This window comes from Roseateles sp. YR242 (assembly GCF_900109745.1).
Classification (GTDB): Bacteria; Pseudomonadota; Gammaproteobacteria; order Burkholderiales; family Burkholderiaceae_C; genus Roseateles.
Map to the genome: position 1 here is coordinate 434,803 of NZ_FOAV01000002.1, position 13,023 is coordinate 447,825.

Sequence of the window (13,023 nt, forward strand, 5' to 3'; positions counted from 1 at the left end):
AAGGAAGGTCCTGGGGCCGATAACGACAAGATTCGACTGGATTCGGCGGGATTCGCGTCAGTTCTTGAGCTGCACGCGCTTGATCTCACCCACCACCAGCAGGTAGCTGACCACGGCGATCACGGCATGGGCGCCGACAAACACCAGGGCACCATTGAAGGAATGGGTGGTCTGCACGATGTAGCCGATCACGATCGGGGTCGTAATGCCGGCGATGTTGCCGAACGTGTTGAACAGCGCGCCGCTCAGGCCGGCGATCTCCTTGGGCGAGGTGTCCGAGACCACCGCCCAGCCCAGCGCACCCAGGCCCTTGCCGAAGAAGGCCAGTGCCATGATGGCGACCACGAGGGACTGCACATCCACATAGTTGCAGGCCACCATGGAGGTCGACAGCAGCATGCCGATGACGATGGGGACCTTGCGGGCAAAGGTCACCGAGTGGCCGCGACGCAGCAGCCAGTCCGACACCACCCCGCCCAGCACACCACCTGCAAAGCCGCAGATGGCCGGCAGGGCCGCCACGATGCCGGCATTCAGAACCGTCATGCCGCGTTCCTTCACCAGGTAGACCGGGAACCAGGTGAGGAAGAAGTAGGTCAGCGTATTCACGCAGTACTGCGCGATGTAGACCCCCAGCAGCATGCGGTTGGTGAGCAACTGCTTGAGGTAGGCCATCTTCGGGCCGGCGGCCTTCGCATCCTTCGCATCACGGCCCGACAGCAAGGCGCCGCCGGCTTCGATGTGCTGGCGCTCCGCCTGGCTCACACCAGGATGCTCATGCGGGCTGTTGTGCATGGTCTTGAGCCACACCACGCTGAGCACGACGCCCAGGGCACCCATGAAATAGAACACATCCTGCCAACCCATCGCGTGCACGATCCAGGCCATGATCGGCGCGAACAGCACGGTGGCGAAGTATTGGGCGGAATTGAAGATGGCGGAGGCCGTGCCACGCTCGGCCACCGGAAACCAGGCTGCCACGATGCGGCCATTGGCGGGGAAGGACGGCGATTCCGCCAGGCCCACCATGAAGCGCAGCGCAAACAGCGCAAACACGGCCGTACCCACATCAAAGTAATGCACGGTGCCTTGCAGCATGGTGAACAAGGACCAGAGCAGGATGCTCCAGGCATAGACCTTCTTGGCGCCGAAGCGGTCCAGCAACCAGCCGCCGGGCAGTTGGCCCGCGACGTAGGACCAACTGAACGCCGAGAAGATGAAACCCATCTGCACGGCGCTGATACCCAATTCCTTGGAAAGCACCGGTCCGGCGACGCCGACGGTGGCCCGGTCGGCATAGTTGAGCACCGTCACGATGAAAAGCATCGCGAGGACGCCGAAGCGGGTGCGGGTGGTCGTTGCGCCCGAGGCCGCGGAAAGCGAAATCTGCATGTTGTCTCCAGGGGTCTGGTCGGTCGATCTATGCCGACCTGGTACCGTTACCATGAAAATATGATACCGGTACCAACTCTTGAGTCAACGCCGCCTCGGGTAAACCACGAGGTGTTCGAAAGCCGGATTTGATGGATCTTGAAGGGCCTCCCCGTTCGGGGAATTGCCTCGAGGATTTCGCGGGAAGGACGCCACACTTTGCGCGGCACTCGCCCTTGATGCCGCTGGCGCTGACGGCAAACACGAGCCCATCAGCGTGAACCCGAATAATGCGAAACATTCCTATTTGAGAACTTTTCGCAGTCATGTCGTCCTCCCGCTTTGCTTGTCACGCCGATCCTGTCCGCCGCTCCACGCCCTCTTCCCACCGGCGCCGTGCTTTGGCGCCGACGCCGCTGATCCTGTCGCTGCTGGCCGCCCTGCATGGCGGGGCCTTTGCCCAGACCGCGGCAGCGGCGGCCGCTGCGGCTCCGGTGCCTGCTTCGGCAGCCAGCCCGGCAGACGGTCAGCCAGACAGCGGCCCAGCGCAACCGCGCCAGTTGGAGAAGGTGGTGATCGAGGCCAGCGCCGATGCGTCCGCCAAAGGCTTGCCCAAGGCCTATGCCGGGGGCCAGGTGGCACGGGGCAGCCGCATCGGGCTGCTGGGCAACCAGGACATCATGGAAACGCCATTCAACACCACGGCCTACACCAACGAACTGATCCAGAACACCCAGGCCCGCAGCGTGGGCGACGTGCTGCTGAACGACCCGGCCGTGCGAGTGGCACGGGGCTTCGGCAACTTCCAGGAGTCGTACTTCATCCGCGGCTTCATTCTGAACTCGGACAGCGTGGCCTACAACGGCCTGTATGGCCTGCTGCCGCGCCAGTACATCTCGGCCGAGCTGTTCGAGCGTGTGGAAGTGCTGCGTGGGGCCTCGGCCTTCCTGAACGGTGCCACGCCCAATAGCGACGGCATCGGGGGCTCCATCAACCTGCTGCCCAAGCGCGCCCCCAGCCAGGCCCTTAGCCAGTTGACCGTGGGCACCGCCAGTGGCGGCCAGACCTACCTGGCCGTGGATCTGGCCCGCCGCTTCGGCCCGGACAACAGCACCGGCATTCGCGTCAATGCCGCCACGCGCAGCGGCGACACCTCCGTGGACCGTGAGTCCGTCGAGATGGGCATGGCCGCGGTGGCACTGGATTGGCGCAGCCGCGACGTGCGCCTGTCGGCCGACATCGGCTACCAGGACCACCAGCTCAAGCGCGCACGCACCAACGTCACCCTCTCGACAGCGGCCACCGCCTCGATTACCGGCATCCCCAAGACACCGGACGGCGACGCCAACTGGGCCCAGCCCTGGAGCTATTCCAAGGAACGCGACACCTTCGGCACCATCCGTGGCGAGGTAGACCTGGACCGCCTCGGTGCCAAGGACTGGACCGCCTGGTTCGCCATGGGTGCCCGCAACAGCGCCGAGGCCAATTCGCTGGCGAACCTGACGCTCACCAATTCCACCACCGGCGCCGGCACCACCTATCGGTTCGACAACACACGTGAAGACCATGTGCACACCGGCGAAATCGGTCTGCGCGGGCAACTGCGCACCGGTGGCATCCGCCACGAACTGGTGGCCTCGGCCAACGCGTTCAAGCTGGACAAGAAGGCGGCCTACGGCTCGTCGCCCTCCTCCGGCGTGAACCTGCTGCAGACCAACCTCTACACACCGGTGGACGCCACCATGCCGGCGCTGACCACCATCGCCAACCAGCTCGAGAACCCGGGCACCACCGGCATCACCTACCTGCGCAGCGTCGCACTGGCCGACACGCTGGTGGCGCTGGACGATCGCCTGCGTGTCACGCTGGGCCTGCGGCATCAGCAGCTGGACATCCGCACCTATGCGTACAACACCGGCACCCAAAGCTCCGGATACAGCCCCAGCCGCACCAGCCCGATGGCGGGGGTGATCTACCGCTTCACGCCGTCCTGGTCGGCCTACGCCAACTACATCGAAGCCCTGACGCAGGGTGAAACGGCCAGCGCGACCACGGCTGGGGCCAACCTGGGCGGCATCACCCTGCCCCCCTATGTCTCGCGTCAGAAGGAACTGGGCCTGAAGTACGACGGCGGACGCATCGGCGGCACGGTGGCGCTGTTTTCGACGGCCAAGCCTCGGGCTGTGACGGTGTACAACGTCAGCTTCACCGCCGAAGGCGAAGATCGCCACCAAGGCGTCGAGTTCACCGCCTTCGGTGAGATCACCCGCGACTGGAAGCTGCTGGGCGGCTTCACCTGGCTGGACGCCGAGCAACGTCGCACCGGTGCCCCCACCACGGAGGGCAAGCAGGTGATCGGCGTGCCGCGCCGCATGCTGAACCTGGGCACCGAGTGGAATGTGCCGGGTCTGGAGGGCCTCACGCTGGATGCCCGCATGGTCGCCACCAGCCCTGTGGCCGCCAATGCCATCAACACGCTGAACGTGCCGGGCTGGACTCGCCTGGACGCGGGTGCCCGCTACACCATCGACTTCCGGGGCCACCTGATGACCCTGCGAGCCCGGGTGGACAACGTCGCCAACCGCAGCTACTGGGCTTCGGCCGGCGGCTACCCCGGCAGCGGCTACTTGGTGCTGGGCACCCCACGCAGCGTGACGGTCAGCGCCTCCATGGACTATTGAGAACCGGGCGAACCCAGGGAGGGGGTCCGCCAAGCTTGGCGGACCCGCATAATCGGCGGCAGCACAAGCCTGGGCGCACAGACGCCCGCCGCAGGGGGAAACCATGAGTACCGATCTCGTGTTCGCCGATGAACTGCCCGACGAGGGGCTCGGCGACGGCAGCCGACAGCGACCGCTCGCGCCCTGGGTGGTGATGATCGTGGATGACGATCCGGCGGTTCACCAGGTCACGCAGTTGGTCATGGACGACTTCGAGTTCGCCGGCCGCAAACTGCAGTTTCTCAACGCCTATACCGCCAGCGAGGCGCGCGACCTGCTGCGAAGCCGTCGGGACGTGGCGCTGATTCTGCTGGATGTGGTGATGGAATCTGAGCATGCCGGGCTGGATTTGGCGCGCTTCATCCGCGAGGAGATCGGCAACCGGCATGTGCGCATCGTGCTGCGCACCGGGCAGCCCGGCCAGGCGCCCGAAGAGGACGTGATCAAGTCCTACGACATCAACGACTACAAGGAAAAGACCGAGCTGACCAAGCGCAAGCTGATCACTGTGTTCTATTCCGCGCTGCGCTCTTACCGCGACATCATCATCATTGATCAGTCGCGCCAGGCGCTGCGCCGCTCCATCGAAGCCATCACGCACATCCACGATGCCGCCAACCTGCGTCTGCTGGCCTCCGCGCTGCTGGCGCAACTGGCCCACCTGCTGGGTTATGAGGCCGAGGGGCTTTGCGCCAGCCGGATGTCGGCCTATGCGGCGTCCCATGGCGAAGGGCCTTACCGGGTGCTGGCAGCTACCGCCCAGTTCCAGGGGCTGCTGGACGATTCAGCGGTAGGGGACCTGCCCTCGGAGGTCCGGGATGCGCTGGCCCACGCCCTGAAGACCCGCCAGAGCCAGTTCGACAGCGAGCGCTTCGTCGGCTACTACCGCACCCACTCGGGCAACGAGAGCCTGCTGTACATGACCTTTTCCGATCCGATCGACACGGATGGGCAGGAGCTGCTGCAGATCTTTTGCGCCAATGTGGCCATCGCCTACGAGCGTCTGCTGGCGTCACCGGCAGGCAGCGCCCCGACGGCTTGAGACCGCACCGTATCATCGCCGCCGTCGTTTTCTCTGTCCGGCGGTCGCCTGGGCGACCCGCATCATGCTGCATCACCTCCGCCTGTTCCTGATCGCCCTGCAGTTCTTCACCCGTGTGCCGATTCCACGCTGGGTCGGGTTCCAGCCCGAATGGCTGCAGCAATCCGCCCGTTATTTCCCGCTGGTGGGGGCGGTGGTGGGGGCCTGGTCGGCCTGCGTGCTGTGGGCCGCGCTGCTGGTCTTCCCGGCCACCGTGGCGGTGGTGCTGGCCATGGCGGCAAGCGTGTGGCTAACCGGCGGCTTCCATGAAGACGGCCTGGCTGACACCTGTGACGGCCTGGGCGGCGCGGTGAGCCGTGAGCGCGCCTTGGAGATCATGAAGGACTCGCGCCTGGGGAGCTACGGCGCCCTCGGGCTGGTGTTCGTGCTGGGCCTGAAAGCCGCCGCCCTGCTCGGCCTGGCCGATGCAGATGCCACGCTGGCGCTGGTCGCCATCGTCTGGTCCCACCTGGCGTCACGCGCGGCCCCGGTGTGGCTGATGCACGCACTGCCTTATGCCGGCGACGCCGCACACGCCAAGGCCAAACCCTTGGCCACGCAGATCAGCGGCGGTGGGCTGGTGGTGGCGCTGGGGTCGGTGCTTGTCGCTTCGGTGGTGTGGGCCTGGCTGTTGCCGGACGACATTCCGCTGCTGCTGGGGGCGCTGCTGACCTGTGCCGGGCTGACCTTTTATATGCAGTCGATGCTGGACCGCCGCCTGGGCGGCTACACCGGGGACAACCTGGGTGCCACACAGCAGGTGGTGGAGGTGGGCGCGCTGCTGGCGATCCTCGGCCTCGCAACGGTGTTCTGATCCGGCCTCATCGCCATGAAGCGCCAGCCCACCGAACGCCTGCGAGCGGACGCCGCGTCCGATGGACACACGCTCTTCGTCTGGCGGCATCCTCGCCCGGAAGGCGCCAAAGGGCTGTGTGTGGGCGCTGGCTGCGATCTGCCGGTATCAACTCGCCGGGCCAAGCGCTTGGCCCGGCGCATTCAGGCCCACGCGCGCCGTCATCAGCTGCCCCACGAGATCTGGACCTCCGGGTTGCGCCGCTGCGCGGAGGTCGGCCGCTGGCTACGTCGCTGGGGCTGGCGCCACCACATCGATGCCGCCCTGCGTGAGCTGGATTTCGGGCGTTGGGATGGCCGTCCGTGGGCGGAGATTTCCAAGGCCGAAATCGATACCTGGGTCCAGGACTTCGCCACGGCCACGCCGGGCGGCGGTGAAAGCCTGGTCGCTTTGCTCGCCCGCGCATCCAGCTGGACGGGGGGCCAATTGGTGGTCAGCCACGGCGGATGGATGCTGGCGCGCCGTTGGATGGCTGAGCATCCTGGCCAGACGCCGTCAGCGGATCAATGGCCGGCACCGCCTGCGTACGGCGCGTGTTGGGCACTGCCTTCTGCAAGGTCCATCGCAGCGGCGGCCGGCGCGACGTTCCGCCCCCAGTCCCAGGGCGGCCCATCCGGCGCTCAATCCGCTCAATCCGGTGCTCAATCCGGCGCCGCATCCAGCGCTGTATCCGGCCCCTGAGACCGCTTCCGCTGGCGAGCCAGGCTCGACCTCAGGCCGCCTGTGCGGTCAGCCGCAGATACTTCTCCATCAGCGTCTCCCGCGTCTCCACATGCGCCGGATTCACCGGGATGCAGGCCACCGGGCACAACATGACGCACTGCGGCTCGTCGAAGTGGCCGACGCACTCCGTGCACTTGCCGTGGTCGATCTGGTAGTAGTCCTCGCCCATGGAGATGGCGTTGTTGGGGCACTCCGGCTCGCACACGTCGCAGTTGATGCATTCATCGGTGATCATCAAGGCCATGTCTGGTACTCCTGGCGCATCACCGCCGGGCCTTGCGGCCGGGCGGCGCCACGCATCATTCCTTGCCCGGCACCTGGGCCAGGCGTTCCTGCAGACGCTCGCGCACCAGCGGTGACACGAACTTGCTGACGTCCCCGCCCAGCGTGGCGATCTCCCGCACGAAGGTGGAGGAGATGAACTGGTAGTGGTCGGACGGCGTGAGGAACACCGTCTCCACATCCGGCATCAGTTGCCGGTTCATGCCCGCCATCTGGAACTCGTATTCGAAGTCCGAGACGGCGCGCAGCCCCCGCACCACCACCTTGCCGCCCTTTTCCAGCACGAAGTTGCGCAACAGGCCTTCAAAGGCCACCACTTCCACGTTGGGATAAGGCGCCACAGTCTTGCGCGCCATGTCCAGCCGCTCTTCGACACTGAACATGGTGCGCTTGTGATGCCCTGCCGCCACCGCCAGGATGAGACGCTCGAAGAGACGGCTGGCACGGCGCACCAAATCCTCGTGGCCCAGCGTCAGCGGGTCGAAGGTTCCGGGATAAACGGCGGTCAGCAGGGTCTGGGAGGTCAAGATCGCGCTCCAGGCGTCGGCAAAAGACCCGATTATCCGATGCGCTGGAACAAGCGGTAGTGGACGGCCCCCGCACGCCCTTCCCGCCATAGGGACAGGCCCAGTTCGGCCGGCGGTTCCACCGGCGCCGGGGACTCCAGGTAGAGCAGCCCATTGGGCACCAGCAGCCGCGAAGCCGCTCGAAGCGCCGCCTGGAACAGGTCTTGCGCAAAAGGCGGGTCCAGCAGCACCAGGTCCAGGGAGGCGGGCGCCGCCCGGCCCATCCAGGCCAGGGCATCCGCCACCTCGACCCTCATCGGCACCGTGCCGTCCTTGTCCAGGCGCTGGTGGTTGGCCCGCAGCTGGGCCGCCAGGCTGGGATCGCGCTCCAGCAGGGTCACCTGGGCAGCCCCGCGTGAAGCCGCCTCAAACCCCAGCGCGCCACTGCCCGCAAAGGCGTCCAGCACCCGCCAGCCGGCCAGGTCCTGGCCCAGCCAGTTGAACAAGGTTTCACGCACACGATCCGGCGTGGGGCGCAGGCCGGGCTTGTTGGCCACCGGCAGCTTGGAGCGCTTCCAGGCGCCGCCCACGATACGCACCTCGCTGGAGCCACGGACGGCCGGTGCCGCGCTGCGGCCGGAGGCGCCACCGGGGCTTTTCTGGTCTTGCGAAGCTTTGCCCCTGGCCCCGCTGGGCCGGCGTTCCTGTGCTGTCATTGGCGAACCGCAATGCCCTGGCTGGCCATCAGCGCCTTCGCCTCCCCGACCGTGTGATCACCATAGTGGAAGATGCTGGCCGCCAGCACCGCATCGGCGCCGCCGACCTTGATGCCATCCGCCAGGTCCTGCAGCGAGCCGACACCGCCGGAGGCGATCACCGGCACCGGCACGGCGTCCGCCACGGCACGTGTGAGGGCCAGGTCAAAACCGCTGCGGGTGCCGTCGCGGTCCATGCTGGTCAGCAGGATCTCGCCAGCACCCAACGTGGCCATGCGGCTGGCCCATTCCACGGCGTCCAGGCCCGTGTTCTTGCGCCCGCCATGGGTGTAGACCTCCCAGCCGGTGCCATCAGCACGGCGCTTGGCGTCAATGGCCACGACGATGGCCTGCGCACCATACCGGTCGGATGCGGCTCGGATGAGCTCGGGGTCCGACACCGCTGCCGAGTTGAAGCTGACCTTGTCCGCCCCCGCATTGAGCAGCCGGCGCACATCCGCCACCGAGCGGACACCACCGCCCACCGTCAACGGAATGAACACCTGCGAGGCCACCGATTCGATGATGGGCAGGATCAGGTCTCGCCCATCGCTCGTGGCGGTGATGTCCAGGAAGGTGAGTTCGTCGGCGCCCTGCTCGTTGTAGCGGGCGGCGATTTCCACCGGATCCCCGGCGTCGCGCAGCTCAACGAAATTGATGCCCTTGACGACACGACCGCCGGTCACGTCCAGACAGGGAATGATGCGTTTGGCCAGCAAGAAGTCAGTCCCCGTTCAATTCATCCGCGCGATTCTGTCCCGCGGTGAAGTCCAGATCGCCCGTATAGATGGCGCGACCGCAGATGACGCCTTGCACTCCTTCGGACTCCACGGCGCACAGCGCCTCGATGTCCGCCAGGTTGGACAGGCCACCCGACGCAATCACGGGAATGCTCAAGGCCTGGGCCAGGCGCACGGTGGCATCGATGTTGACGCCCGTCAGCATGCCGTCACGGCCGATGTCGGTGTAGATGACACCTTCAATGCCGTAATCCTCGAACTTACGCGCCAGGTCCACCACTTCGTGGCCGGTGAGCTTGCTCCAGCCGTCGGTGGCCACCTTGCCGTCCTTGGCGTCCAGGCCCACGATGATGTGGCCGCCGAACGCGGAGGCCGCGTCCTTCAGGAAGCCCGGGTTCTTGACCGCAGCGGTGCCGATGATCACGTACGACAGGCCGTCGTCCAGATAACGCTCGATGGTGTCCAGGTCGCGGATGCCGCCCCCCAGCTGCACCGGGATCTCGTCACCCACCTCGCGGAGGATGGCCCGGATCGCGGGCTCGTTCACCGGCTTGCCGGCAAACGCTCCATTGAGATCCACCAGATGCAGGCGCCGTGCGCCGGCATCGAGCCAGCGGCGTGCCATCTCGGCGGGATCTTCGCCAAAGGTGGTGGAGTTGTTCATATCGCCTTGTTTGAGGCGGACGCACTTGCCGTCTTTCAGGTCAATCGCGGGAATCAGCAGCATGGCCGAAGATGCGGGTGAAAAATGTGGATGAAAAGGGTGGAGGAGAGAAAGTCAGGGCTTCCAATGCAGGAAGTTGCGATAGAGCGAGAGCCCGAACGCGGCACTTTTCTCAGGGTGAAACTGCGTGGCAAAAATGTTATCCCGCGCCACGGCGCAGGTAAAGCGCAAGCCGTAATCGCTCTCACCGACGCTGTCGTCCGACGCCGACGTCTGCGCATAGAAACTGTGTACGAAATAGAACCAACTGTCGTCGGGAACCTCTCCCCACACCGGATGCGCTCGCATCTGGTGCACGCGGTTCCACCCCATCTGGGGGACCTTGTAACGGCTGCCATCCGGCTGCAGCTGGCCCGCCAGCTGGAAACGCTGCACGCGGCCGGGGATCAGGCCCAGGCCCGGCGTGTCCTGTTCCTCGCTGTGGTCCAGCAGCATCTGCATGCCCACACACACGCCCATGAGCGGCTTGTTGGCGGCGGCCTGCAGCACGGCCTCCTTCAGGCCGGAGTCGCTGAGTTCCCGCATGCAGTCCCGCATGGCCCCCTGCCCAGGCAGGACCACCCGTTCGGCGGCCGCCACCTCTTCCGGCCGGGAGGTGATGATCACCTGCACGCCCTGCCCCTGGGCCGCATGCTGCACGGCCTGCGAGACCGAACGCAGGTTGCCCATGCCGTAGTCCACCACGGCGACGGTTCGGGCCTGCGTCATTAGAGCGTCCCCTTGGTGGAGGGGATCACGCCCGCCGAGCGGGGGTCCAGCGTCATCGCCATGCGCAGTGCGCGGCCGAAGGCCTTGAACATGGTCTCGCACTGGTGGTGGGCGTTATGGCCCTTCAGGTTGTCCACATGCAGCGACACCAGGGCGTGGTTGACGAAGCCCTGGAAGAACTCATAGGTCAGCTGCGTGTCGAAGGCGCCGACGCTGCCTGCCGTGAAACGCACGTCCATGGCCAGGCCCGGACGTCCGGAGAAGTCCACCACCACGCGGGAGAGTGCTTCGTCCAGCGGCACATAGCTGTGGCCGTAACGGGTGAGGCCCTTCTTGTCGCCGATGGCCTGGGCCACCGCCATGCCCAGCGTGATGCCCACATCCTCCACCGTGTGGTGGCCGTCGATGTGCAGGTCGCCCTTGGCCTCGATGTCCAGGTCGATCAGCCCGTGGCGGGCGATCTGGTCGAGCATGTGGTCGAAGAATCCAATGCCGGTGGACAGGTTGGCCTGGCCGGTGCCATCCAGGTTCACGCGGACGCGAATCTGGGTTTCCTTGGTGTCGCGGCGGACTTCAGCGATGCGTTCGGCGCTCATGATGCTTCCAGGGACGAGGTCGGGATCAAAAAGAAGGGAGGGGCAAACGGGAGCTCTTGGCTCTGCAGGTGCTCAGCCTGCCACAGATGGGGCCAGCTCCGCCAGCGCGCCGCGCAAGGCAACCAGCAGCGTGTGGTTCTCCTGGGGCGTGCCCACGGTCAACCGCACACAGCGGGCCAGCAGCGGATGCATGCGGGAGACGTCCTTGATCAGCACGCCGCGGGCCTTGAGTGCGGCGTGCACGGCACCGGCATCCGGCACACGGACAAGAATCATGTTGCCTTCACTGGGGAAGACCTGAACACCGTCCAGCGGCCGGAGTTCGGTCAGCAGCCGGTCTCGCTCGGCGCGCAGTTCGGCGGCCTGGCGCTCGTAAACCTCGGCATGCTCCAGCGCAAACAAGCCGGCTTCCGCGTTCAGGACACTGATGTTGTAGGGCGGGCGCAGCTTGTCCACCTGGTGGACCAGGTCGGCATGGCCCATCAGGTAGCCGATACGCACACCGGCCAGACCGAACTTGCTCATGGTGCGCATGACCAGCACATGGTCGTAGCGGTCCAGGAGTCCCATGGCGTTCCGGGAGGCGAAGGGCTGGTAGGCCTCGTCGATGACCACCAGACCCGGCGCCGCCTGGGCGATCCGGTCGATGACATCGGCATCCCAGAGGTTGGCGGTCGGGTTGTTCGGGTAGGCCAGGTAGATCAGTGCGGGCTGGTGCAGCGCCATGGCGGCCAGCATGGCGGCCTCGTCCAGCTCGAAGCTGTCGGTCAGCGGCACACCCACAAACTTCAGGCCCAGGTAACGGGCCGACAGCTCATACATCACAAAGCCGGGCAGCGGCGCCATCACCGTGGCGCCGGGCTTCGCGACGGCCAGGGACAGCAGCGAGATCAGCTCGTCCGAGCCATTGCCCAGCATCACGGCCTTGTCTGCCGGCATGCCGGCATGAGCGGCCAGGGCGCGGGCCAGGTCCGCCGTGCGTTCGCCGGGATAACGGTTGATGGCCACCTGGCCCAGGCGGGCCCCCAGGGCCTGCTGCAGCTCGGCGGGCAGGCGATAGGGGTTCTCCATCGCGTCCATCTTGAGCAGGCCGGCAGCGCTGTGCACCTGGTAGGCATGCAGGGCACGCACGTCTTCACGCAGGGTCTCAAGGGCGCGGGTCAGGTAGGCACTCATGCGGAACGCTCGGCAGAGGTTGTCGCCGGCACGCCCGCAGGGGCGGCCAGCAGCGGATTGATGATGGTGACGCTGTCAAACAGCTGCTGGTGGGGGAGCGTGAGGCTCAGCAGCAGCTCGCAGCCCTGCACCTTGGCGGCGGCCACGATGAGCGCATCCGTGTAAGGCAGGTTGAACCGGCTCTCCAGTGACCAGGCCGATTCCACCGTGGCGTGATCCACAGCCCAGGGCGCCCAGCGCTGGTAGCGGCGCACCTCGGCGCGCGCGTCGCCATTGGGCATGGGCGGCTGGATGCGGGTGGTGATGGTGCGGTAGAACTCATTGAGCACCTGGCTGGACACACGGCCCAGCCTTTGCTGCCAGAGCACGCGCAGCCACGCCATCACCTGCTCGCGGCGGTCGGGGAAGGCGCCGTCTTCGCTCTGGATCAGCACCGAGGTGTCCACAAACACCGGGCTGGCGAGCGCCACGGCGGGCAGTGCGGCCGTCATGGCTGCTCGCGGCCGGGGTAGCGCCCGCCGTCCGAGGCCCAGGTTCGCTCGCGGTGCAGCCAATCCTGCAACGCCCGCTCATAGGCGTCGTCCGAGCGCATCTTTTCAGCCAGCAGCTCACCGACCAGGCGGGAGACACTGGTGTTGCGCCGTGCAGCTTCCAGCCGCGCCCATTCGGCGACGCTGTCTTCCATGGTCACGGTCACGTTCTTCATGAGCTGGATGCTACACGAAGTTCGTGTTCCACGAACTTCGTGTTGAACATAGGGCTGGTTTCCCCCGGCACGCGCCCGCTAG

General features: G+C 66.3%; 15 protein-coding genes. 4 read left to right on the forward strand and 11 right to left on the reverse strand.

Annotated elements, in window-relative coordinates:
* Positions 1-57: 57 nt before the first annotated feature.
* A complete protein-coding gene (locus BMY53_RS05570) occupies positions 58-1,392 on the reverse strand; it encodes an MFS transporter (RefSeq protein ID WP_092944479.1) in 1,335 nt (444 codons plus the stop codon).
* A gap of 305 nt (positions 1,393-1,697) precedes the next feature.
* Here BMY53_RS05570 and BMY53_RS05575 point away from each other — a divergent pair, with 305 nt between their 5' ends.
* From BMY53_RS05575 to BMY53_RS05590, 4 genes are all read left to right on the forward strand, one after another.
* Positions 1,698-4,052 (forward strand): TonB-dependent receptor, encoded by a 2,355-nt coding sequence (locus BMY53_RS05575; protein WP_092944481.1) that lies wholly within the window; start codon positions 1,698-1,700, stop codon positions 4,050-4,052.
* Positions 4,053-4,155: 103 nt separating this feature from the next.
* The gene (locus BMY53_RS05580; RefSeq protein WP_092944483.1) at positions 4,156-5,133 is read left to right on the forward strand and encodes a DUF3369 domain-containing protein; all 978 of its coding nucleotides are present in this window, start codon (positions 4,156-4,158) and stop codon (positions 5,131-5,133) included.
* A gap of 64 nt (positions 5,134-5,197) precedes the next feature.
* Positions 5,198-5,986 carry an adenosylcobinamide-GDP ribazoletransferase gene (locus tag BMY53_RS05585; RefSeq protein WP_092944485.1) on the forward strand — a complete coding sequence of 263 codons (789 nt, stop codon included), beginning with the start codon at positions 5,198-5,200 and terminating at the stop codon, positions 5,984-5,986.
* Between the two features lie 15 nt (positions 5,987-6,001).
* Positions 6,002-6,706: a histidine phosphatase family protein gene (locus BMY53_RS05590; protein WP_092944487.1), complete on the forward strand. Its 705-nt coding sequence runs from the start codon at positions 6,002-6,004 to the stop codon at positions 6,704-6,706.
* A gap of 31 nt (positions 6,707-6,737) precedes the next feature.
* Here the strand turns inward: BMY53_RS05590 and BMY53_RS05595 are convergent, their stop codons facing one another.
* From BMY53_RS05595 to BMY53_RS25860, 10 genes are all read right to left on the reverse strand, one after another.
* A complete protein-coding gene (locus tag BMY53_RS05595) occupies positions 6,738-6,992 on the reverse strand; it encodes a YfhL family 4Fe-4S dicluster ferredoxin (RefSeq protein WP_092944489.1) in 255 nt (84 codons plus the stop codon).
* Between the two features lie 55 nt (positions 6,993-7,047).
* Entirely contained in the window at positions 7,048-7,557 is a 510-nt protein-coding gene (gene coaD, locus BMY53_RS05600) for a pantetheine-phosphate adenylyltransferase (RefSeq protein WP_255370046.1), read from the reverse strand.
* Between the two features lie 32 nt (positions 7,558-7,589).
* A complete protein-coding gene (rsmD, locus tag BMY53_RS05605) occupies positions 7,590-8,252 on the reverse strand; it encodes a 16S rRNA (guanine(966)-N(2))-methyltransferase RsmD (RefSeq protein WP_092944491.1) in 663 nt (220 codons plus the stop codon).
* Positions 8,249-9,010, reverse strand: a complete 762-nt coding sequence (gene hisF, locus BMY53_RS05610; protein ID WP_092944493.1) for an imidazole glycerol phosphate synthase subunit HisF — start codon at positions 9,008-9,010, stop codon at positions 8,249-8,251. Before hisF ends, rsmD begins: the two co-directional genes overlap by 4 nt.
* Positions 9,011-9,014: 4 nt before the next feature.
* Positions 9,015-9,758 (reverse strand): 1-(5-phosphoribosyl)-5-[(5-phosphoribosylamino)methylideneamino]imidazole-4-carboxamide isomerase, encoded by a 744-nt coding sequence (gene hisA / locus BMY53_RS05615; RefSeq protein WP_092944495.1) that lies wholly within the window; start codon positions 9,756-9,758, stop codon positions 9,015-9,017.
* A 51-nt stretch (positions 9,759-9,809) separates the two neighbouring features.
* A complete protein-coding gene (hisH, locus tag BMY53_RS05620; protein ID WP_092944497.1) occupies positions 9,810-10,463 on the reverse strand; it encodes an imidazole glycerol phosphate synthase subunit HisH in 654 nt (217 codons plus the stop codon).
* Entirely contained in the window at positions 10,463-11,059 is a 597-nt protein-coding gene (hisB, locus tag BMY53_RS05625) for an imidazoleglycerol-phosphate dehydratase HisB (protein WP_092944499.1), read from the reverse strand. The genes hisH and hisB overlap by 1 nt, the downstream gene beginning before the upstream one ends.
* 72 nt (positions 11,060-11,131) lie before the next feature.
* Positions 11,132-12,235: a histidinol-phosphate transaminase gene (gene hisC, locus BMY53_RS05630; protein WP_092944501.1), complete on the reverse strand. Its 1,104-nt coding sequence runs from the start codon at positions 12,233-12,235 to the stop codon at positions 11,132-11,134.
* Positions 12,232-12,726: a PIN domain-containing protein gene (locus tag BMY53_RS05635; protein WP_177200733.1), complete on the reverse strand. Its 495-nt coding sequence runs from the start codon at positions 12,724-12,726 to the stop codon at positions 12,232-12,234. The genes hisC and BMY53_RS05635 overlap by 4 nt, the downstream gene beginning before the upstream one ends.
* Positions 12,723-12,941 (reverse strand): CopG family transcriptional regulator, encoded by a 219-nt coding sequence (locus tag BMY53_RS25860; protein WP_177200734.1) that lies wholly within the window; start codon positions 12,939-12,941, stop codon positions 12,723-12,725. The genes BMY53_RS05635 and BMY53_RS25860 overlap by 4 nt, the downstream gene beginning before the upstream one ends.
* Between the last annotated feature and the right edge of the window lie 82 nt (positions 12,942-13,023).